The organism is Niallia sp. FSL R7-0271 (assembly GCF_038005785.1).
Taxonomy (GTDB): Bacteria; Bacillota; Bacilli; order Bacillales; family Cytobacillaceae; genus Niallia.
Genome location: NZ_JBBOTZ010000001.1, coordinates 872,415 through 893,902, shown reverse-complemented (window position 1 = coordinate 893,902; position 21,488 = coordinate 872,415). Strand labels below are relative to the sequence as shown.

The following is a 21,488-nucleotide window of genomic DNA, read 5'->3' as shown; positions in this document are numbered from 1 at the left end:
TACAAAACAACTGAAGGCTCCTCCCTTATAAAAGGGGAGATAGAAGCCTTGATGTTGATTCGAGGATGCGGAAACCGACATGTCTTTTCCCGAATGAATCTATTTCAAGCTGCACAGCATCTTCCAAATCCTTCAAATAGATATCTGCCAGCTTTTTAGTGCTTTGGGTTTTGTATAAAAAGGCGCTTACTTCAAAGTTTAAGTGGAAGCTGCGCATATCCATATTGCATGTCCCTATGGAAGCTATTTCATTATCTACGATTAACAGCTTGCTGTGCATAAAGCCTTTTTCATACTCATAAATACGCACACCTGCCTCAAGCAGCTCAGGAAAATACGATCGGGATGCATGAAATACAATGCGCTTATCCGGCTTATTAGGAACAAGGATGCGTACATCAATGCCGCTCAATGAAGCAATCTTAATGGCAGAAAGGATGTCCTCATCAGGAATAAAATAAGGGCTTGCAATCCAGATTGATTTCGTTGCAGATGTCATCATCGAAAAAAAGATACTTTTGATGACACTCCATTCATTGTCAGGACCGCCGGCAATCAGCTGCACCCCGCCATGTGTGTTTTCTTCCGTAATCGGTGTTAGATAATCATTTGTCAAAAAGCTGCTATTCGTCATATAATACCAATCCTGCAAAAATATTAGCTGTAGCGACCGGACCGCTTCTCCTTTCACCAAAAGGTGCGTGTCCCTCCAAAAGCCAATCGACTGATTTTTCCCTAGGTATTCATCACCTATATTGAGTCCACCGACAAATCCGATATTTCCATCAATAACGATAATTTTCCTGTGATTGCGAAAGTTAAACTTGCTGTTAAGTACCGGAAATTTAACTGGACCAAATGCAACAATCTCAATTCCAGCTTGCCGCATTTCATTAATATAGCGCTTCGAAAGCTGCCATGATCCGACTGCATCGTAAAGGAATCTTATTTTCACCCCTTGGTTCGCTTTCTCGATTAGGACATCCTTAATTTGCTGGCCAATGTCGTCATGCCTCACGATATAGTATTCAAGGTGAATATGATGCTCTGCTTTTTTCAACTCAGCTAATATGGAGGAAAACGTTTCATCTCCATTTGTGAGGATAGTGGAAGAAGTGCCGAATGAAATGGGGCTGTTGCCGATTTTTTCTGCTAGCCGGAACAAATTTTGCTGATGAAGATCCATTTCCTTTTGCCTTTCTTCTGTTCCAGTGCCAATTTCTCTTTCAATTCGCAAAAATGCCTGTTTATCAAGAAAGTACTTTTTACGATAAATTCTTTCTTTTCGATAATTACGTCCAAACAGGAGATAAAATATAAAGCCGACAACGGGAAAACTGCCAAGAACAACAAGCCATGTCAGTGTTTGTGTAGGATGCCTGTTTTCAAAGAAGATGACAAAGCCGATAAATATCACACAAAGACTTATGATTAAGCTAAGCTGTCCAATAATTCCGCCCTTAACGGTAATAAAAAAATTAAAAACATACACGAATATGCCTGCGGCTCCTAAAAATATTCCCAGCCTTGCTGTATGATTCATGTTAAACACCTGCCATCATTGCAATTATGTATACGCCCTATGTGAGAAAAAATTAAATGAAAAATAAAAAGCCTGTTCTCCTGTAAGGTGAAACTCACCATTACAATTTCTACTATATAGATAATCCATGACTATATATAGACTTTATAATGTGAATTTCTTGCCTTACCATTAAACAGGCTCTTTATTTATTTAATGAAAGTATTTTCTTAGCTCCATAAATACTTCGTCTTCTATGATTGCTTTGCCGTATTCTTCAACAACATGTATGGTTGTCTGCGTTTCTTGTCCATACTCAAGTAGGATGCTCAACGCATTGTCGACTTCTTCTTCATCCGTTTCTTCATCAAGAAACTGTACATACAAAAAGTATTCGTTCTTGTATGTGTAAAGTTTTGTATCGATTCCTTCCAGTCCATGAAGTTTGCTGAGGGAAATTAAGTCTTCAAATTCCTTAAAAGCGATAAGGAATTCAAGGTTTTCCCCAAAGTCATCGTCTCCATCCTTGACTGTGAAGTGCTGATCCATTAAATCTTCAAAGCGGTCATCCAATGGCAGATCCTTCAGCTTGTCTTCCGGAATGGAGATTTCGAATTTCTGACCGTCTTTTGACAGCTGTGCTCTTGTCACAAGTATTTCAAGTCCTTTATCCAATGCTTGAACTTGAATCCATAACGGCCCATCCAAAATAAAATCTTCCTCTTGATGAACTTCGTCCATCATCTCCCAAAAAAGCTCTTCGCTTCTTTCTCGGTTATACCATATTTCCTCCCGCTTAAAACCGCGTTCTTCTATATCAATATACGAAATATAAAACTTAACTGTATGATCATTAATACGTTCAATTTCCATTTTGCAACACTCCCTTCAAGCTATAATGGAAGGGACTAAACCCCCATACAGATATTCGTTTTATCCCATGTTTCATTTTTTAAAATAGAAGGTCAACTGCTATTGTACCTTGTACTTTATATTTTATGACAAAACCGCTTTAAATGGAATTAAAATATCCTGAAATCAGCAAAAACCAATGTATGCCTATATTCACGGTTATTTAAACGGTTTTTGCCTAAGTAAGGAGATTCTTTTTATAAGCGTATTCACTTCAAGCTATATTTAGTATTATTACCTCAGGAATTTAATTTCAAACCAAATTCCTTTTAAGGAGCTTGGACTTTTCCTACTATAGAAAAAAAGGTCTGACTATACTGTTCCACAATTATTGCGGAGCAGCTTTCTAGCCAGACCTATATATTATTATTTAATAATCAATTTAGTTCACTAGACGCTGTGCTTCACGCAATTGGAATGTTCTAACTTTCCTTGGTAGGAAGCGGCGTATTTCATCTTCATTATAACCAACCTGAAGCCTTTTTTCATCCAGTATAATCGGACGGCGCAGTAATCCTGGGTTATCCTTAATTAACTCAAACAAGTTTTGTAAAGGCATTGTTTCAAGATTAACATTCAGCTTCTGGAATGTTTTGCTTCTTGTAGAGATAATCTCATCTGTACCGTCTTCAGTCATACGAAGAATCTCTTTGATTTCCTCAATGGATAACGGCTCTGAAAAGATGTTTCTTTCTTTATAAGCAATCTCATGTTCCTCTAACCATGCTTTTGCTTTTCTGCAGGATGTACAACTTGGTGAAGTGTATAATGTTACCATTTTACAAATTCACACTCCCTTTATTTAGACATGTATTTAGACCACTAGTTAATTCAAATAAATACTTGAGTATGTTATATTCTTAAATTGTAATTAATTTAATCAAGTAATTTATATTAATTATTATACACCAATTATAAGTAATTTGGTATAGTTTTTTTAAATATCATTTGTTTAGGTTTATTTAGAGTTGCTTTTTCTTTTAATATGCAGCCCATTTCAGTGTTTACGCCAATGATCACCCGCCCTTTTTCCTTATTTCTCAGTAAATTTTTGAGAATTTCAGGCTATTTAAATTGCTTACTATTATAGACGATTGAGATGTAAAAAGGTTTCATTTTTTTTAGGCGCATTTGTTTTTCTTTTATTTTTCCTGTTCTTAGTGTAAGTACCCGTTTGTCCCATTACATAAACCTCTTTTATAAATTCTCAATTAAGAATCAGTTATTGAAAATAAGATAGAAACATACATACGCTTTCCATCTGTTTTCAATTATAGTCAAATTTCGTCAAATATATCTCGCTTCTCTTTATCCTCATCAAATTGGACTGCTTGTTCAACCGGATCGTATGACTGTCCATAAAAATCACTGTCACGATACGTATGGATTTTTTCGTATGTTCTTACTAGTGCATCATACACCAGTTCTTCAGATTCATTAGTTGGTGACCAGTACAGTATTTCCATTACATTAACTTCTTTTGTTGCTAAAGATCTTCTTCTGTAGCCAATTGTCTTAGCGTGCTGGAAGCCTTCTCTTTTGTAAAACTTCAAGCGTTTTTTTGTATCTGAATCTTTATAGTTAACTGGTTCTACTTCCAAAATAATCGGTTTGCCCTTTTCTTTAAGTTTTTCTAACAGTTTATGCCCTAAACCTTGTCCTCTCGACTCTCCAGAAACAAACAGATAATCAATGAAAATAAAATCCTCCACTTCCACATACATCAATACATGGTGTTTCCCTTCATCCTTATGATAAATTTCTGGAAAATCTGCTAATAAGGCTTCCATATGTTCTTGTGATTTCATCTCTTCTATCGGAAAATACTCATTTAATTTCTCATACCAATGCATATTGAAAAACTCCTATCTTTTCTTTGATTCCGCCGGTTTGTAATTCACGTTGCTTGTATACTTACAGCCTGCGTTCCAGAGAAGGAACTCTTTCACTCCATTTGCGTATAAAGCGTCAATTTGAGCTTCGACTTGCTTTTTTCCGTAAGGCTGATAATTTCCCTTTCCTAAATAAACAGCAGTGAAGTCTTGAATCCATGGCCGGGAAATTGGTGGATTGCGCAAAGTTGTCAGCTTTTGCTTCTCTACTTTCATGTACGCGTCTACAAGGCGGTATGGTTCAAGGTCAGGCTTTTTTATTCCAAAATAAGGACCCCAATGACTTGGATAAATCATGCTTGAAATAACATCAACATTTTTGCTGATTTCTGTGAAGTTCTGACCAATGCCAGGAGCTTCTTCCAGTGTTGCCGCATAGCCGAATATATCCACAGAAACTTTTACATGATACGGCTTAAGCTTTTCCTTCGCATATTTAACAAAGTCAGATACTGCTTTTACCCTTCTTTGCCCTTCACTTATATTCAGTTTCCCATAATCACCTTTAGAATAACTTAAATTAGCGCCTTTTTTTTCAAAACCTTCAGGAAAACGGACATAATCGAACTGAACTTCTTGAAACCCTAGCTGTGCTGCCTCTATTGCTGCTGCTACATTATAGTCCCAAACATCCTTCACAAAAGGGTTAATAAAGGCTTCATTACGCTCATTTTTCCAAACCTTTTCGCCATTTCTGAATGTCCACTCTGGTTTTTGCTGTGCCAGATGACTGTCCTTGAAAACAACAATTCTTGCAATTGGATAGATGCCTGCTTTCTCCAATTTTTTTAGCATGGCGGGGATACTTTTCACTTTATTAGAACCTGCGTTTGCTAACGATGAAGCTTTTGTTGGCTTATAAACGAGCTTTCCGCTGTCCTCCTTAAAATCAATAACCATCGCGTTCAAATCTGTTTGATTCACAAACTGAATTAGCTGATTAAACCGATTGCTGTTTCCTGCCGCACTGCCGCTAACATAAATGCCTCTGACTGCGTCAGGATAAGGAAATGTCAGACTTGTTTTCTTCCTTTCAGAAACTTCTTCAGGAAAACCCTTTAGAAGCTTCTCCGTTTGTTGGTCTGATAACAAATCAGGCTTTTCAGCTCCTGTTGTGTTAGGTATTAACAATAAAGCACATAATGCAAAAGATAAGTAAAAAGTAATGTATTTCATACGACACCTCCACAATCTTTCTTTTATTATGTGCCTGTTTCTATTAATTCATGGTTAAATGTTCTTGCCATTCTCCATTAACTGAAAAAAAAGCAAAAAAAATAACGATCTCAAATCGAGAGATCGTTATGAATTAACTTTTGAATTGCAGTTTATATTGATTATACTCTGCCTCCGAACAATATACGAAATGTCCTGGTTTTACTTCGCGCATTTTAAGCTCTTCGCCCTCTTTATACTGATGTACAGCAGGATCATACGCTGTTCTTGTACGAGTGCGCTCTGTCTCAGGGTCTGGAAGCGGAATAGCAGACAGCAAGCTCTTTGTATATGGGTGGATAGGATTGTTGTACAGCTCATCAGCAGGAGCTAACTCTACCAGCTTCCCAAAATACATAACGCCAATACGGTCACTAATATATTTAACCATTGAAAGGTCATGGGCAATAAACAAGTATGTTAAGCCTTTTTCTTTTTGCAGCTTTTTCATCAAGTTTACAACCTGAGCTTGGATTGATACGTCAAGTGCAGAGATCGGCTCATCGGCAATGATGAAATCTGGATCTACAGCAAGTGCGCGGGCAATTCCGATACGCTGTCTTTGTCCGCCGGAAAACTCATGCGGATAGCGGTTAGCATGCTCTTTGTTTAACCCAACTGTATTCAGCAGCTCATATACCTTTTCCATGCGTTCTTTTTTGGTTTTCGCTAATCCATGGATATCAATGCCCTCTGCGATAATATCAGCTACCGTCATACGAGGGTTCAAGGATGCATATGGATCTTGGAAAATCATTTGCATTTTACGATTGAATTTCTTCAAATCTGCAGTTGATTTTTTTCCGTGAACATTTTCTCCATTAAATAGAACTTGTCCACTTGTTGCTTCATAAAGGCGAATAATTGATCGGCCTGTCGTACTTTTACCACAGCCGGATTCACCAACTAAACCTAATGTTTCTCCTCTGTAGATATCAAAGGATACACCATCTACGGCTTTTACCAAATTTGGTCTGCCGACATTGAAATGCTGCTTTAAGTCTTTTATTTCAAGTAATTTCTCAGCCATTTCACAAATCCCCCTTCACTAGTACAGGTTTATCAAAGTTAGTGGATAAAGGACGGATTTTCTCCTTCACAGATGCAGGCGGTTCAACAGCTGGAGCATCTGGATGCAGCAGCCAAGATTTCACGAAATGCGTTTCTGAAACCTGATACATTGGCGGCTCTTGCTCATAATCGATTGCAAGGGCATTCGGATTTCTCGGTGCAAACGCGTCACCTACAGGAGGGTTTGTCAAATCAGGTGGTGTTCCTGGAATGGCAGCAAGCTCCGTTTCTCCATCATTATCCAAGCTAGGCATAGACGCAAGCAATCCCCAAGTATATGGGTGTCTTGGATCATAGAATATTTCATCTACTGTGCCCATTTCAACGATTTCACCAGCATACATAACAGCAACACGATCTGCAACATTCGCAACAACACCGAGATCATGAGTGATAAAGATGATGCTTGTATCCATTTTGTTTTGCAATTCCTTCATTAAATCAAGGATTTGTGCCTGAATTGTAACATCCAATGCAGTTGTAGGCTCATCGGCAATAAGCAAGGATGGTCTTGCAGCAAGAGCGATAGCAATCATTGCACGCTGTCTCATACCGCCTGAAAATTCATGAGGGTATTGATTAACCCTTTTTTCTGGCATTGGTATTCCAACAAGCTTCAGCAATTCAATTGCTCTTTCTTTTGCCTTTTCCTTCGAAATATCCTGATGCTTAATAATTACTTCCATGATTTGTGTTCCGATTCTCATCGTTGGGTTCAATGATGTCATTGGATCTTGGAAGATCATGCTGATATCCTTACCGCGGATAGCTTGCATTTCTTTTTCTGTTTTTGGAACAATATCTTGACCCTTAAACAGGATTTGTCCGCCTTTAATTTGACCAGGTGGCATTGGAATCAGCTTCATCAATGTTTGGGATGTTACACTTTTTCCTGATCCTGATTCACCGACGATAGCCAATGTTTCTCCTTTATATAAATCAAAAGAAACACCGCGTACTGCTTGAACTTCTCCTCCATACGTATGGAATGAGACTTTTAAATCTTTTACTTCTAACAATTTTTCCATTTTGCTCACTCCTTACTTACGTAGTCTTGGATCTAGTGCATCACGTATGCCGTCGCCGATTACATTAAATGCAAAGATTGTTAAACAGATAAACAATGCTGGGAAGAATACACGCCATGGGTAGTAGCTCATCGCTGCGATACCATCATTAGCCATTGTTCCCCAACTTGCTAAAGGAGGTGTTAAACCTAATCCTAAATAGCTCAAGAATGCTTCTGTAAAGATAGCATTTGGGATAGTCAAAGTTAATGTTACAAGAATAGGTCCCATTGCATTTGGAATCAAGTGTTTGCCCATGATTCTTGTTAAGCCTGCACCTAAAGTTCTTGAAGCCAAAATATACTCTTGGTTTTTCAATGAAAGCACTTGTCCACGTGTAATACGTGCCATGTTAATCCAACCGGTAATACTCATTGCCAGGATCATTGTTCCTAATCCTTGACCTAAAACTACCATTAATAAGATAACTAGAAGCAAGTAAGGAATTCCGTAAAGTACGTCTGCAATCCTCATCATTACTTCATCGACACGGCCGCCTTTATACCCAGAGATTCCCCCCCAGATTACACCAATTACTAAGTCAATGATAGCAGCTGCAATCCCGATGAATAGAGAGATTTTCGCACCATACCAAATACGAGCGAACATATCACGTCCAAGATCATCTGTACCGAAGTAATGCTCTGCACTTGGAGGCTGGTTTGCTTTCATTAAGTCGTTTTCACGATAATCATATTGTGTAAGAAAAGGTCCCAAAAACGCCATAACAATTAAAATAATTAACAGCACAAGGCCGAACATAGCAAGCTTGTTCTTTCTGAAACGCATAAAAACGTCTTTCCAGAAGGACAGACTCGGTCTGGAAATCGTTTCTGCTTCAGCGCTGCTGTTACCGACAACTTTGAATTTATCTTTTGAAATTTGCTGCATGCTTATTCTCCTTTCTTCCCGCCAGCTAATTTAATGCGTGGATCGATTAGTCCATATAATATGTCGACAAGAAGAACAGATACTAATAGGATAATACTATAGAAAACTGTTACACCCATAATTACTGTATAATCACGGTTACCGATGCTCTTGACGAAATGTGATCCAAGACCTGGTATGCCGAATATTTTCTCAATGACAAAGCTTCCTGTTACAATCCCTGCAGATAGTGGTCCCATATAGGATACTACTGGAAGAATAGCGTTACGGATAGCGTGTTTTACTGTAATAGTAGTTTGGCTCAAGCCTTTTGCTTTTGCCGTTTTAATATAATCATTGCTCAACACTTCAAGCATAGATGATCTTGTAAGTCGGGCAATGAACGCCGTTGGCCCTGCTGCTAATGCGATGGCAGGCAAGACGCTTTGTGAGAATGTTCCCCATCTTGCAACCGGGAACCAGCCTAATTTCATCGCGAATACATATTGTAAAAATGCGGCCATAATAAAGGAAGGAACAGATATTCCGAGTACTGCTATAATCATTGCTGTATAATCCTGCCATTTGTTATGCTTCAATGCAGCAATAATACCAAGTAATACACCAACTGCTAATGCAATAAAGATTGCTTCCATTCCCAGAACTAAGGAAACAGGGAATCCTTCATTGATTAAGTCATTAACTGTTTGGCTCTTATATTTGAATGATGGGCCGAAATCCCATTGTACAATGCGAAGTAAATACTCCCCATATTGGACATACCAAGGGTCGTTTAGTCCATAATGTTCATTTAAGTTAGCTTCAATTGCCGGTGGCAGCTGTTTCTCTGATGTAAAAGGGTTACCTGGTGCCAACCTCATGAAGAAAAACGTTGCTGTTACAATAAGCAGTAAAGAAAGTAACATAAACAGCAGACGTCTTGTCAAGTACTTTATCATGATTTAAACCTCCAATATTTTCTAATCACCTCTAATTAGAAAGGAAGGTATATGAAGCAAAAGCTTCATATACCTTTTTACTTTTGACTTATATTATTCGAAATAAGCCCATTTCAATTGAGCATCACCAAGACCAGAAATTACTACATCTTTCAGGTTGTCTTTTTGTACCCAAACATTTGTATAGAAGTAAATCGGTGCGATTGGAAGCTCGTCCATTAGAATTGCTTCAGCATCTTTAAGCATTTGTTGACGTTTTGCTGCATCAGTTTCCTTTTGAGAATCGATCAACAATTGTTTAAATTCTGCATTTTCCCAGTTTGTATCGTTGTTACCGCCCTCTTTATCGCGGTATAGCTCAAGGAAGTTGATTGCATCATTGAAGTCACCTAACCAGCCCATACGTCCGATTTGGTAATCCCCAGAGTGAAGTTTATCAATGTAAACAGCCCACTCTTCGTTTCCTAATGTTACATCAATTCCAAGGTTATTTTTCCACATATCTTGAATTGCTTGAGCAATTTTCGCATGTGCTTCATCTGTGTTGTAAGATAAAGTGATAGTTGGAAGTTCTGAAGCATCTTTCAAGCCTAGCTCATCAAGACCTTTTTGAAGTTCTGCTTTTGCAGCTTCGATATCATTGTCTTTGAAGTAGCCTTCTTCGTTCTCAGGGAACATTGTTGGAGGAACAGCTGCCATTGCTGGAATTTGTCCACCTTGTGTAATTTGGTCTACAATTGATTGACGATCAATTGCATATGTCAATGCTTTACGGATATGAACGTTGTTCAAAGGTTCAACTTCCGTATTGAATTTGTACCAGTAAGTACCAGCAGTTGCTTGAGTTTTCAACTCGCCGCTGTCTTTAAGTGCTTTAATAGCATCTGTTGAAACAGTATCGAATGGAAGACCATTCCAGTCTAACTCATCGTTTTCGTACATGCTGCGAGAAGTTCCAGCATCATCGATCATAGAATATTCAACTGTTGCTAGCTTAACTGTGTCAGCATCCCAATAAGTTTCGTTTTTCTCTAGCTTAATGGATTCGCTGTGGTTCCATTCAGTCATTTTGAATGGTCCGTTTGATACATAATCATCTCCAGCATCTTTATACCAGTCTGGATTTTCTTTAGCAATTGTGCTGTTTACAGGGAAGTAAGTGTAAAAAGCAGTTAATTGAGTGAAGTATGGAGTTGGGTTGTTTAGAGTAACTTCAAGCGTTTTCTCGTCGATTGCTTTAACTCCAACATCATCTAGCTTACCTTTACCAGTGTTAGCTTCTTCAGCACCTTTTACATAGTAAAGCTGGTAAGCATATTGTGATTGGTTAGCTGGGTCAAGAGCCCATTTCCAAGCATACACAAAGTCTTCAGCAGTTACAGGATCACCGTTTGACCAGTTAGCATCTTCTTTAATTTTGAAAGTATAAGTTAATTGGTCGTCTGAAACTTGAATGTCTTCAGCCATTGCTTCCTCAGGCTCACCGTCTTTATCAATACGAGTTAAACCTTCAAAAGTTTGAAGCAATACGTTGCTTGATGTAGAATCATTCGCTAAACCAGGGTTTAGTGAGAATGGCTCTGATCTGATGTTAAGACGCAAATCTTGTTTTGCCTCTTCTGAGCTACCGCTGTCGCCGTTGCCACAAGCTGCAAGGAATGCACTAAGTGCAAGTACTAATGATAGAAGTACAAGCATTCTCTTTTTCATTGTTTTACCCCCTTATATATTTTGTCCACAAGTGGAGTTTCCAAAAATTATCTTTCCCATATAAAACGCAAGAATACATAAACTTATATTTCCTAAATAGTCTGTAAATTCAAGCCCACTTATTCGCTATTCAGCAATAGTAAACAATCCTTTATGTAACCTTCGTCACTACTAAACAATTAGGCTAGTATAATAATGAATTAGGAAATAAACTTTAGTATCCAATTGTTTCAAATAGTCTGAAATATCACTTTTAATTTCCACTCGTAAAACCAATTATATATATCGACCTATTAGATTGCAAGAAATTTGTAGAATTTTGTAGAATTAAGAATAATCTAAATTAATTTAATTTATAGATTTTTCTGTGAATAATATTCTGATATACTTTGTAGCTAGAAAATTAAAATTTCCTAACATTTTCCTGATAAAGTTATCCCTTCTTTATCTTCATTGAATCAATTAGGCCTCTAAGCGTAAAATATCCCTTGCCTTCCCTTGATTTTTCCTTGTTTTTAGTTTAATTTATACATATATAGTTAATACATTTATGCTTTGATAAAGAGTAGTACTTATATAATGGTTTAAAAGAGAGTTTGTGTCTGGTGAAAACAAACAGCCAGTTATAAGGAATGGACTTTTGAGCACTGAAATAGAACTGCTACTTCTTGCATATTACATTTCAGCGACTTCCTTTCGTTACCAAGGATAAAGTGGCTTGTTTTAAGCAATTAGGGTGGCACCGCGGACCATTCGTCCCTATGTTCGTATAGGGACGTGTGGTCTTTTTTTGTGCAAAAAATTCCTTGCAGGCTTAAAAAGACGTTTCTATGTCCAACCTTTATATAGTACAAACAGCAAATGGAGGAAAAACAAATGAAAACAATCTTTTCCGGCATCCAGCCGAGCGGAACAATTACTTTAGGAAATTATATTGGCGCACTAAGTCAGTTTGTGGAGCTACAGGATGATTATAACTGCTATTTCTGCATTGTTGATCAGCATGCGATCACAGTTCCGCAAGACCGCCTTGTATTAAGAAACAATATCCGCAGCCTTGCTGCATTGTATCTTGCTGTCGGTATTAACCCTGAAAAGGCTACATTATTCATCCAATCAGAAGTGCCTGCCCATGCTCAAGGTGCTTGGATGATGCAATGTATTTCCTATATAGGGGAATTAGAGCGCATGACGCAATTTAAAGATAAATCAGCTGGCAAAGAAGGTGTCTCTGCAGCACTTCTCACATACCCGCCATTGATGGCAACAGACATTCTGCTGTACAGCACAGATTTAGTTCCAGTCGGAGAAGACCAAAAGCAGCATTTAGAGCTGACACGAGATCTTGCTGAAAGATTCAACAAGAAATATAACGACATTCTGACAATACCAGAAGTTCGTATCCCTAAAGTCGGCGCAAGAATCATGTCACTGCAAGAACCGACGAAAAAAATGAGCAAATCTGATCCTAATAAAAAGGCAACAATCACTCTATTAGATGAGCCGTCAGCCATTGTCAAAAAGATCAAGAGTGCTGTTACAGATTCAGAAGGCATCGTGAAGTTTGATATTGAAAATAAACCGGGAGTTTCCAACCTGTTGTCTATTTACTCTATTCTTTCAGGGAAATCAATTGCAAGCTTGGAGGAAATGTATGAAGGCAAAGGCTACGGCGACTTTAAAGCAGATCTTGCAGAAGTAGTTGTTGATACACTTCGTCCAATTCAAGAGAAATACAATGAATTAATGAACTCCCCTGAGCTTGACGAGATTTTAGATTTAGGTGCGGAAAAAGCGAATAAAGCAGCAAACAAAATGGTTAAAAAAATGGAAAACGCTATGGGCTTAGGCCGCAAGCGCAGATAATAAAAACAGGCTGATAGATAGCTATCAGCCTGTTTTTATGTCTTATAATAGAAGAAAGCAGTTATTTAATTTACCTTTGGTCCATGTTCTAATTCCCAAAGCTTCTCAAAAAAGGGCTGTCCTTTTATGATGTTTTCACAAAACGTCTCATGCTTTGGCGACCAGCCAAATTTCGTGCAGTCAAACAGCTCACTCCAAGCATCCTCAAATTCAAGGCTTTGAATATCAAAATACTTCTCTGGGCTCCATTCTGTATACCAATATCTCACTTCTGCAACATTTTCAGAGGAATGCAGCTGATCGAGTGCCATGAACAACAATTGCTTAAGCTGACGCTCTTTTCTAGTCAGCCCGTACATCATTTGCGGCTCAGGCGACAGGATATGAAACTCCTTATTTTCTTCGTTGTCTGTTTGAAAGTTGTAGTTTATAGTCTCTTGGCTTTCAAGTAACTCATATGCCAGCTGTTCCTGCCTAGGTATCATCCTGCTTTTTCTAATCGGAATGGAATAACCAAGTGTATCAACAACCAAAATCCCTATTCCATCTGAAACAACAAAGCAATAATCCAATTGGATTCTTTCATGGTTTTTTCGAAGATAAGCTTTTTGGTAAATTTCTTCAAGCAGCTGCCTCGGAAGCTCTGCTAAATCATTTTCTATGTAGTTAAACAACACCGAATCAATCTTTACGAGCGGCACCTGATCAAGCAGCTCCACCCCATCTTCTTTTCTCCATTCGTGGAAATGGCAAACATTATAACCGTTTTCTTCTCCTTCAAACCAATTAACCCAAACATCATGAAGATATTGCATATTATTATCCCTCGCTTCAACAACTGTTTGTCAATCAGTATGGGCATCGAGCAGTAAATTTATTCCTGTTTTGTCATTGTTCTTATAAGTTTCTTTTCTAGAAAGCATGTAATCTTTGCACTCGCCCATTCATAGTATGTTTATTATTATGATACATTTCTCTTATATATGTACAAACTCTCCATAGATTTAAAAAGCAAAAAAGCCTTTCTATGTAAGAAAGACTTATTACCTTTATATCTATAGCCTTTTCTAATTGTACAGTAAACCTGTTAATCATTAACGTTTGGATTTTGGGTTGAAGGCATCTTTTAGGCCTTCGCCTATGAAGTTAATGGATAGGATAGTCAATGTAATCATAATGGCTGGCGGTAGCCAAATCCACGGTTTATTTTGGAGCACATCTGGTTCATTTGCAGAAGACAGCATATTTCCCCAGCTTGGCACCTCTTGAGGTACACCAAACCCTAAATAGCTTAAACCTGATTCTACAACAATCATGCTTGCAAATAGGATAGAAGCCTGCACAATAATGGTAGACATTACATTCGGCAGCAAATGCTTAATAATGACTTTACTCGGTTTACCGCCAATGGAAATGGCAGCTAATATATATTCGTTTTCCTTCTCAGAGAGAATTTTACTGCGCACAATCCTTGCTACTCCACCCCAGCTCAACAGACTTATCACAATGATTAATACCCATAAGCCTGAAACAATACCTTGAAGAATGGCATTGAGCACGATGACAAACACTAAAAACGGAAAAACCATGATAAAATCAGTAAAACGCATTAACAAACTATCAATTCTGCCACCATAATAACCAGCAATCGAACCGACTAATGTGCCTAAGAAAACGACAGCTACAGTACAGCATATGCCTACAAGCAAGGAAATCCTTCCTCCATATAATAAGCGAGTAAACACATCTCTTCCGCTTTTATCAGTACCAAGCCAATGGTCACCTGAAGGCTCCAAAGACATTTGCCCTATATTTACCTTAGTTATGTCAATTGTTGTGATATACGGAGCTAAAAAAGAAAGAATTGTTACAAGGATAAGGAATAGCAGGCTTACCATTGCAATCTTATTCTTGATGAATTTACTTCTGGCTAATGCCCATGGAGAAAGGCTTTTCGTTTTAATGTCTACGCTTAAGTTATTATTATTTTTCGGAGTAATTACTTCCATTTCCCTTTCCTCCTAACTTACCCTTATCCTTGGATCTACAACGCCATATAAAATATCAGCTATGAGGTTGCCCAACAATGTTAAAAACGAAAATAGCATTAATAATGTTAACAAAACAGGATAATCTCTTGTTCCTACCGATTGGATCATTAATTGACCAATACCAGGATAAGTGAAAATTGTTTCGGTTATTACAGCACCGCCTATTAATGCAGCGATATCAAATCCTAAAAAGGTAACTAGTGGTATCATTGAATTCCGTAATATATGCACATTATAAATCTTATTTTCATGCGTTCCTTTGGCTCTAGCTGTTCTCACAAAATCCTTCCTGCTGTTTTCAATGATGTCATTTCTAAGAAATTGTGTATAGCTCGCTGTTGCTAATGCACCAAGGACAATTGCCGGCAAGAAAACATGATGCAGCTTACTGATGTAATATTCAAACGATCCTTTCATCAGACCAATTCCTACAGAACCGTTCGAAGGGAACCAGTTTAACTTAAATGCAAAAATATATATAGTAATGACTCCAGCTACAAACGAAGGAATTGCCAGACCTATATAGTTTATACCTGCAATCAGGTTGTCCCGAATTGTATAAGGTTTTCTTCCAGAAATCATCCCGAAAGTAAAGGCAAGGATATACGTAATAATTAGAGCAGTGATTCCCAAGAAAATTGTATTAGGGAGCCGTTCAGTAATGAGATCGGCTACATCTATTTTATAGCGGGTTGATATACCAAAATCACCTTTAATAAAATCTGTTACCCAGCGAAAATATTGAACATATTCTGGATCATTGTATCCGAGTTTTTCTCTCATTTCAGCTATGTACTGAGGGTCTGTGTTATTAGGATCAATTTCTCCACTGAGGGAATCCCCTGGCATTAATTTCGCCAGGGAGAATACCACAACAGAAGTAAGGAGCAACATTGGTATCATGCCTAATATTCTTCGCAATGTATATTTCAACATGTAACTCTCTTCTCCTTATGTTAAAATCTATTATTCTAGTTATTGCTGAATCCACCATTCGTTCGGTCTGTTCATGCCAGAAACATCAAATGTTACACCTTGAACACGCTTATTAAGCGCCATTATTTCATCTAGCTCTGCAACTGGAAGTGCCGGTAATTCTTCCATAAATTGCTTCTGCCATTCCACATAAAGCTCTTTACGCTTCTCTTGGTCAGTACCGACAATGCTAACGTCTAAAGCGTCATCCAATAATTTATCGCTCTTTTCACTTACCCATCTTGAGTAATTCCATAGAGCATCTGATCTCCACAATCCTGATGGATCAGGGTCTGTTCCAGTAGACCAGCCGCCAAAGAATACTTCAATGGACTTATCAGCTTTTTCAATTTGATCATAGTATAGGTTAACATCTGTCATACTAAGTTCTGTTTTTAAACCAACCTCTTCCCAATACTGAACAATTGCTTGCGCACGAGTTTCAAATGTTGGGTTATTTGTTGCGTAATGAGAAAACTTAACTGTGAAAGGCTCTCCATTTGGATCTTCTCTGAAACCATCGCCATCTACATCTTTATATCCAGCTTCATCAAGCAAGGACTTTGCTTTTTCCGGATCATATTTATATTGCTCCAATTCACTGTTGTCTGCTGAAATCCAGTGATTTGATGGAACTGGTGTATTAACGGTCTTTCCTACGCCATAGAAGAATGCTTCATTCCATTCATCTCTATTCATCGCATAATACATTGCTTGACGAAGTTTTAAATCTTGATATTTAGGATCATTCATCACGTTTTTGCTGCCATCCCAAGTTCCTAATCTAAAGCCAATATAGTAGTAAGACAACCCTGGATATTGTTCAATATTCACATTATCCAATGCCTCGATATCCGCCTTAATGCTCGGATGGAATGCTGTCATATCTAAAGTATTATTTTGCAATTCACCAATTGTTAAAGAAGGATCGATTACTTTCAGGACAATACCATCCAAGTGAGGCTTGCCATTGAAATAGTCATCAAATCTTTCAAATTCAACTGATTCGCCTGGAACAATATTTTTCACTTTAAACGGTCCTAACCCAACAGGTTTTGTTCTTACTTGCTCTGAACTTGCCATGTCTTTAACAGCAATTCCTTCAAACTCCTTCGCTGGCATTGCATATGTCCACACGTTTTCTAAGTTGTTTACTCTTGCTTTATCAAACGTAATCTCGATGTTGTAATCATCAATTACTTTGATTCCTGAAATGCTGTCCGCAGAGCCGTCATGATAGGCAGGAGCTCCCTCAATTGTTTGCACACTTGTATATCGTGGTCCATCATAATCTTTATTTGCAATTGTTTCTAAAGCAAAAACCCAGTCATTAACAGTAAGCTCTTCGCCATTATGCCATTTAACTCCCTCTTTAAAGGTAAATGTATAAACTTTGTTATCCTCTGTTTTCCAAGAAGCAATATTTGGTTGCGGTTTAAGGTTCTCATCATAGCTGATTAAGCTTTCATCAAAGAAATCAAGAACTTCCGCATCTGTTGCATTACCGTAAAACGACCAGTTAAACAAACCCTCTGGAGCGGAATCTAGTGAATAAACCAGCGTTCCTCCATCCTGTGGTTCTCCTGTTGAACTTGAGCCATCGCTCGTTGATGTTTTCTCTCCATTACCACTGCAAGCAGCCAAAAAGGCAGATAGAATTAACATTAAAGCAGTTAGTGTCAGCCATTTCTTTTTCATTGTGTTTCTCCCCCTTAAAGCTTTTTTAATATAGATGGCAAGCTACTTTATGTAATGGTTTCACCTCCTTTAATACAGGCTTTACTTTGCTGCATTCTGACATTGCTGCAGGACATCTCGGATGAAACGGGCAGCCTGTCGGCGGATTTATAGGACTAGGAACATCTCCATCTAATATAATTCTTTTCTTTTTCTTTCTAGGGTCAGGTTCCGGTATAGCTGAGATTAAGGCTTTCGTATAGGGATGTAATGGCTCTTCGTACATGCCTTCTTTATTGGCAACCTCCACTAAATTCCCTAAATACATGACTCCAATTTGATCGCTCATATGTTTTACTACACTTAAATCATGAGCGATAAATAAAAAAGTTAAATCAAATTCTTTTTGTAATTGCTTTAGCAGATTAAGAACCTGGGACTGTACGGACACGTCCAATGCAGAAACCGGCTCATCTGCGATAATTAATTTAGGCTTCAGGGCCAGTGCTCTGGCGATGCCTATTCTTTGTCTTTGTCCTCCAGAAAACTCATGTGCATATTTGTAATAAGCATCCGTTGGCAAGCCGACTTTATTCAATAAATCCATTACTTCTGCTTGTGTTTCTTCCTTCGGTTTATTTCTAAAGTAATTATTTATAGGTTCTGCAATGATATCCCCAACCATTTGCATAGGGTTAAGCGAGGCATAAGGATCTTGGAACACCATTTGCAAATCTTTCCTAATATCACGAAGCTGTTTTCCTCTTAATTTTGTAATATCTTTATCTCCAAAGAATATATCTCCTGCATAGGGACTTAAAAATCGAAGTATTGTTCTTCCTGTTGTAGATTTTCCACAGCCTGATTCTCCTACGAGTCCAAACGTTTCTCCCTGTTTTATATCAAAGGTAATTCCATCTACTGCTTTTACATGGTCTACTGTTTTGCCAAAAAAACCGGATTTTATTGGAAAATAGGTTTTAAGATTTTTAACTTCCAATAAAATATCTTTATCCTTAATAGTTTCTGCTGTCATTATGCGTTCACTCCTTCCTTCGGTTTGCTTTGATCATAGAGAAGGCAGGAAACTTCATGTCCATCTTCAGTGCTTGCAAGAATCGGTGTTATGTATTTACATTCGGGCATTGCCATCGGACAGCGATCTGCGAATCGGCAGCCGGCTTCGGGCATATTTTTTAAGGATGGAACTATTCCGCTGATGGAGCTCAACAGCTCGACTTCCTCGTCCATTTTTGGGATAGCCTCCAAAAGCAGTTTTGTGTAGGGGTGTTTCGGTTCGTAGAACAGTGTATCAACGTCTGTCTTCTCGACGATTTTGCCTGCATACATGACGATTACTTCATCACACATTTCCGCAACTACACCTAAATCATGGGTGATTAGAATGACAGACATATCGTTCTCTGCTTGAATTTCTTTCATGAGATCAAGGATTTGAGCTTGAACAGTTACGTCAAGTGCGGTTGTTGGCTCGTCAGCAATCAAAAGCTTCGGCTGGCAGGCGATGGCAATCGCAATCATCACCCTTTGGCGCATCCCGCCTGAAAGCTGATGCGGATATTCATCTACCAGTTTTTCCGGCCTTGATATACCTACGCTTTTCAACAATTCGATACTCTTTTGTCTTGCTTGTTTCTTGGTGATATCGTGGTGATTTAACAATACCTCCATTAATTGAAAGCCTATTGTGAAAACAGGGTTTAATGAGGTCATTGGTTCTTGAAATATCATGGAAATGTCACTGCCTCTAATACTGTTTATCTCTTTATCTCCCATTGTTTCAAGATGGACTCCATCAAAGATAATTTCACCTGAGCGGATAACTCCTGCTCCTTTAGGAAGAAGCTTCATAATAGACAGGCTAAGGACTGATTTCCCACACCCAGATTCTCCAACAATTCCGACAATTTGGCGCGGCTTCACTTGGAAGGATACATTATCGACAGCGTTATACAGCTTTCCGTCGATAGAGAAGGAGGTTTCTAAGTTTTTAACCTCCAGCAAATAACTATCATTTGATGTGGAAGCATTACCGTTCATTTTACACCTCTGACATATTGTGACTTTTATTACATTAAAATCTATTTGTTAAAATACTATTACAGATTTATTTGAATTGCAATATTTTTTTAAATATTAGCATAAGTCTAAATTGTGTAGAAAAAGAGAAACCCTATAGTATAAAGGTTTCTCTCTATTTTTATGCTGTATTTACTTTAAAAATTCTTCGCTTTTCAAAACAAAATATGCTTTTTCAGAAAAACTTTTTTGTTTTTTAAATTTAGTAATCATATAAAATCCGTAGCAGTAGCCCAGCATATCTGGAAAGCTTCCTAGACCAAACAGCAAAGCATCATGCAAATATTCGCTTTTATTAATATCCAAATTCTCTTGCAGATGCTTTTCCCAGAAGCCCTCTAATTCATCCTCTTTATATTTACGGCACCAATCTGCATTATACTTCTCTCCACAGTGGTTTTTAACAGCATGCTCTGCCAGCCCTTCCATAATTATTGAGTCCAGAAGGGTGTATTCATCGACATCCTTTTTTTGATAGTGTATTCGGCAAACATGATGATATTCATGAATTATTAAGGCTTCCAGCTCTTTTTCATCTTCTATATCTCCAATAAAGAGGAATAGCATATCAGGAAATGACAGCCCTGATTTCTTGTCACTTCTTCTGGAAGATTGATTAAAAGGAAAAATATAAATAGGAATATCAGGACCTTTCCATAAGCTTTTGTATTTTAAGTAAATTCGTTCACACTTCGCCCATACATCTTCTTTAACAAGTGAATCATATATTTCTTTTGTTTTTCTTGAAGGCTTATACATCCCAAAATTGGCAAGATGCTGATATACCTGTCTTGACGGCTCTCCTTCGAAGGCGCCTTTAAGCTCACTGCAAATCGCAACTGGTTTATAAAATTTTTCATCGAGCCACTCTCTTGTGTTCACTACCCCAAATCATTTCCCCCTTTCCCTCTACAGACTGAGAATATAACGTTATAGTTTATGTTCTGACAAATCATATGGTGTTCATTCATAAGACCAGTTAATGAAAACAAAAACTCTGCACATCTTTTGTGCAGAGTTTTAATTCAAATGCTTTTTTTTCGTTTATCTACGATCATTTTGAATCCGCAGCCGCAAAGGATGGAATGCTTTAATCTTTGGATTGGCTGTTTACATACAGGACAAACCTGCTGCCCAGATTGTTTATTTCTGTTCACAGCTGCTGCATGTCCCGTAGAACTGGAGGTTATGGGAGCTAATGTTGAATTTCGATATGGATTGGGCAAATACTTCTACCTCCTTTAAAGCTGGGTACCATACATCTACCATTTCTCCACATTTACTGCAGACGATATGATAGTGGTCTTCTTGTTTCCATTCATACTTGCTTAATGATTCTCCAAACTGAATTTCTTTTACTAAACCTATCTCACAAAATAACTTTATATTATTATAAACTGTTGTAATACTTACAGATGGCATGGACTCATTTAACAGCTGATATAACTCCTCTACTGTCCAATGTTTATTTCCTTTGGAAAGAATATTTATTAGTTCATGTCTTTGAGGTGTTAAGCGAATATTTTTCTCCTTTAATGCCTGTATTGCTTTTTCGATACTTAACATATTATCCTCCTTTGCTAAACAAGCGATGTTAAATT

The 21,488-nt window shown here is 37.9% G+C and carries 20 protein-coding genes and 1 other annotated feature; of the genes, 1 reads left to right on the top strand and 19 read right to left on the bottom strand.

Annotation, left to right across the window (positions count from 1 at the left end; translation table 11 throughout):
* Positions 1 to 25: 25 nt before the first annotated feature.
* From cls to MKX82_RS04650, 10 genes are all read right to left on the bottom strand, one after another.
* Positions 26 to 1,543 (bottom strand): cardiolipin synthase, encoded by a 1,518-nt coding sequence (cls, locus tag MKX82_RS04695; RefSeq protein WP_237940952.1) that lies wholly within the window; start codon positions 1,541 to 1,543, stop codon positions 26 to 28.
* Positions 1,544 to 1,735: 192 nt separating this feature from the next.
* Positions 1,736 to 2,395, bottom strand: a complete 660-nt coding sequence (gene mecA / locus MKX82_RS04690) for an adaptor protein MecA (RefSeq protein WP_233316726.1) — start codon at positions 2,393 to 2,395, stop codon at positions 1,736 to 1,738.
* Between the two features lie 421 nt (positions 2,396 to 2,816).
* Positions 2,817 to 3,212: a transcriptional regulator SpxA gene (gene spxA / locus MKX82_RS04685; RefSeq protein WP_233316725.1), complete on the bottom strand. Its 396-nt coding sequence runs from the start codon at positions 3,210 to 3,212 to the stop codon at positions 2,817 to 2,819.
* Between the two features lie 499 nt (positions 3,213 to 3,711).
* Positions 3,712 to 4,287 carry a GNAT family N-acetyltransferase gene (locus MKX82_RS04680; protein WP_233316724.1) on the bottom strand — a complete coding sequence of 192 codons (576 nt, stop codon included), beginning with the start codon at positions 4,285 to 4,287 and terminating at the stop codon, positions 3,712 to 3,714.
* A 12-nt stretch (positions 4,288 to 4,299) separates the two neighbouring features.
* Entirely contained in the window at positions 4,300 to 5,502 is a 1,203-nt protein-coding gene (locus MKX82_RS04675) for a putative glycoside hydrolase (RefSeq protein ID WP_341075311.1), read from the bottom strand.
* 133 nt (positions 5,503 to 5,635) lie between these two features.
* Positions 5,636 to 6,571 carry an ABC transporter ATP-binding protein gene (locus MKX82_RS04670; RefSeq protein WP_233316722.1) on the bottom strand — a complete coding sequence of 312 codons (936 nt, stop codon included), beginning with the start codon at positions 6,569 to 6,571 and terminating at the stop codon, positions 5,636 to 5,638.
* 1 nt (position 6,572) lies between these two features.
* Positions 6,573 to 7,640 (bottom strand): ABC transporter ATP-binding protein, encoded by a 1,068-nt coding sequence (locus tag MKX82_RS04665; RefSeq protein ID WP_245399841.1) that lies wholly within the window; start codon positions 7,638 to 7,640, stop codon positions 6,573 to 6,575.
* 12 nt (positions 7,641 to 7,652) lie between these two features.
* Positions 7,653 to 8,570: an ABC transporter permease gene (locus MKX82_RS04660; protein WP_233316720.1), complete on the bottom strand. Its 918-nt coding sequence runs from the start codon at positions 8,568 to 8,570 to the stop codon at positions 7,653 to 7,655.
* Positions 8,571 to 8,572: 2 nt separating this feature from the next.
* Positions 8,573 to 9,508 carry an ABC transporter permease gene (locus tag MKX82_RS04655; RefSeq protein WP_233316719.1) on the bottom strand — a complete coding sequence of 312 codons (936 nt, stop codon included), beginning with the start codon at positions 9,506 to 9,508 and terminating at the stop codon, positions 8,573 to 8,575.
* Positions 9,509 to 9,601: 93 nt separating this feature from the next.
* Entirely contained in the window at positions 9,602 to 11,218 is a 1,617-nt protein-coding gene (locus MKX82_RS04650; RefSeq protein ID WP_233316718.1) for a peptide ABC transporter substrate-binding protein, read from the bottom strand.
* Positions 11,219 to 11,764: 546 nt separating this feature from the next.
* Positions 11,765 to 11,982, top strand: a binding site (T-box leader).
* Between the two features lie 112 nt (positions 11,983 to 12,094).
* Between MKX82_RS04650 and trpS the strand changes: the two genes are divergently transcribed.
* Positions 12,095 to 13,084 carry a tryptophan--tRNA ligase gene (gene trpS, locus MKX82_RS04645; protein ID WP_237940948.1) on the top strand — a complete coding sequence of 330 codons (990 nt, stop codon included), beginning with the start codon at positions 12,095 to 12,097 and terminating at the stop codon, positions 13,082 to 13,084.
* Positions 13,085 to 13,149: 65 nt separating this feature from the next.
* On the opposite strand, the gene MKX82_RS04640 is transcribed toward trpS, so the two are convergent.
* The 9 genes from MKX82_RS04640 to MKX82_RS04600 all read right to left on the bottom strand — a co-directional run bounded on the left by MKX82_RS04640 (position 13,150) and on the right by MKX82_RS04600 (position 21,453).
* A complete protein-coding gene (locus tag MKX82_RS04640) occupies positions 13,150 to 13,899 on the bottom strand; it encodes a YjbA family protein (RefSeq protein WP_233316716.1) in 750 nt (249 codons plus the stop codon).
* A 279-nt stretch (positions 13,900 to 14,178) separates the two neighbouring features.
* Positions 14,179 to 15,093 (bottom strand): oligopeptide ABC transporter permease, encoded by a 915-nt coding sequence (gene opp4C / locus MKX82_RS04635; RefSeq protein ID WP_237940946.1) that lies wholly within the window; start codon positions 15,091 to 15,093, stop codon positions 14,179 to 14,181.
* Positions 15,094 to 15,105: 12 nt separating this feature from the next.
* Complete coding sequence (gene opp4B, locus MKX82_RS04630; RefSeq protein WP_233316714.1) at positions 15,106 to 16,071, bottom strand: oligopeptide ABC transporter permease; 966 nt, start codon at positions 16,069 to 16,071, stop codon at positions 15,106 to 15,108.
* A 39-nt stretch (positions 16,072 to 16,110) separates the two neighbouring features.
* Positions 16,111 to 17,808 carry an oligopeptide ABC transporter substrate-binding protein gene (opp4A, locus tag MKX82_RS04625; protein WP_233316713.1) on the bottom strand — a complete coding sequence of 566 codons (1,698 nt, stop codon included), beginning with the start codon at positions 17,806 to 17,808 and terminating at the stop codon, positions 16,111 to 16,113.
* Between the two features lie 25 nt (positions 17,809 to 17,833).
* Entirely contained in the window at positions 17,834 to 18,823 is a 990-nt protein-coding gene (locus tag MKX82_RS04620) for an ABC transporter ATP-binding protein (protein WP_233316712.1), read from the bottom strand.
* Positions 18,823 to 19,848, bottom strand: a complete 1,026-nt coding sequence (locus MKX82_RS04615) for an ABC transporter ATP-binding protein (protein WP_233316711.1) — start codon at positions 19,846 to 19,848, stop codon at positions 18,823 to 18,825. Before MKX82_RS04615 ends, MKX82_RS04620 begins: the two co-directional genes overlap by 1 nt.
* Positions 19,849 to 20,019: 171 nt before the next feature.
* A complete protein-coding gene (locus tag MKX82_RS04610) occupies positions 20,020 to 20,769 on the bottom strand; it encodes a DUF2268 domain-containing protein (protein WP_237940943.1) in 750 nt (249 codons plus the stop codon).
* A 143-nt stretch (positions 20,770 to 20,912) separates the two neighbouring features.
* Entirely contained in the window at positions 20,913 to 21,044 is a 132-nt protein-coding gene (locus MKX82_RS04605; protein WP_341075295.1) for a hypothetical protein, read from the bottom strand.
* Positions 21,031 to 21,453 carry a Fur family transcriptional regulator gene (locus tag MKX82_RS04600; protein WP_233316709.1) on the bottom strand — a complete coding sequence of 141 codons (423 nt, stop codon included), beginning with the start codon at positions 21,451 to 21,453 and terminating at the stop codon, positions 21,031 to 21,033. The genes MKX82_RS04605 and MKX82_RS04600 overlap by 14 nt, the downstream gene beginning before the upstream one ends.
* Positions 21,454 to 21,488: the final 35 nt, after the last annotated feature.

Excerpts from the sequence above, each read along its gene's own strand:
- cls (WP_237940952.1), bottom strand. The coding sequence starts at position 1,543 with ATGAATCATACAGCAAGGCTGGGAATATTTTTAGGAGCCGCAGGCATA.
- mecA (WP_233316726.1), bottom strand. The coding sequence starts at position 2,395 with ATGGAAATTGAACGTATTAATGATCATACAGTTAAGTTTTATATTTCG.
- spxA (WP_233316725.1), bottom strand. The coding sequence starts at position 3,212 with ATGGTAACATTATACACTTCACCAAGTTGTACATCCTGCAGAAAAGCA.
- MKX82_RS04680 (WP_233316724.1), bottom strand. The coding sequence starts at position 4,287 with ATGCATTGGTATGAGAAATTAAATGAGTATTTTCCGATAGAAGAGATG.
- MKX82_RS04675 (WP_341075311.1), bottom strand. The coding sequence starts at position 5,502 with ATGAAATACATTACTTTTTACTTATCTTTTGCATTATGTGCTTTATTG.
- MKX82_RS04670 (WP_233316722.1), bottom strand. The coding sequence starts at position 6,571 with ATGGCTGAGAAATTACTTGAAATAAAAGACTTAAAGCAGCATTTCAAT.
- MKX82_RS04665 (WP_245399841.1), bottom strand. The coding sequence starts at position 7,640 with ATGGAAAAATTGTTAGAAGTAAAAGATTTAAAAGTCTCATTCCATACG.
- MKX82_RS04660 (WP_233316720.1), bottom strand. The coding sequence starts at position 8,570 with ATGCAGCAAATTTCAAAAGATAAATTCAAAGTTGTCGGTAACAGCAGC.
- MKX82_RS04655 (WP_233316719.1), bottom strand. The coding sequence starts at position 9,508 with ATGATAAAGTACTTGACAAGACGTCTGCTGTTTATGTTACTTTCTTTA.
- MKX82_RS04650 (WP_233316718.1), bottom strand. The coding sequence starts at position 11,218 with ATGAAAAAGAGAATGCTTGTACTTCTATCATTAGTACTTGCACTTAGT.
- trpS (WP_237940948.1), top strand. The coding sequence starts at position 12,095 with ATGAAAACAATCTTTTCCGGCATCCAGCCGAGCGGAACAATTACTTTA.
- MKX82_RS04640 (WP_233316716.1), bottom strand. The coding sequence starts at position 13,899 with ATGCAATATCTTCATGATGTTTGGGTTAATTGGTTTGAAGGAGAAGAA.
- opp4C (WP_237940946.1), bottom strand. The coding sequence starts at position 15,093 with ATGGAAGTAATTACTCCGAAAAATAATAATAACTTAAGCGTAGACATT.
- opp4B (WP_233316714.1), bottom strand. The coding sequence starts at position 16,071 with ATGTTGAAATATACATTGCGAAGAATATTAGGCATGATACCAATGTTG.
- opp4A (WP_233316713.1), bottom strand. The coding sequence starts at position 17,808 with ATGAAAAAGAAATGGCTGACACTAACTGCTTTAATGTTAATTCTATCT.
- MKX82_RS04620 (WP_233316712.1), bottom strand. The coding sequence starts at position 18,823 with ATGACAGCAGAAACTATTAAGGATAAAGATATTTTATTGGAAGTTAAA.
- MKX82_RS04615 (WP_233316711.1), bottom strand. The coding sequence starts at position 19,848 with ATGAACGGTAATGCTTCCACATCAAATGATAGTTATTTGCTGGAGGTT.
- MKX82_RS04600 (WP_233316709.1), bottom strand. The coding sequence starts at position 21,453 with ATGTTAAGTATCGAAAAAGCAATACAGGCATTAAAGGAGAAAAATATT.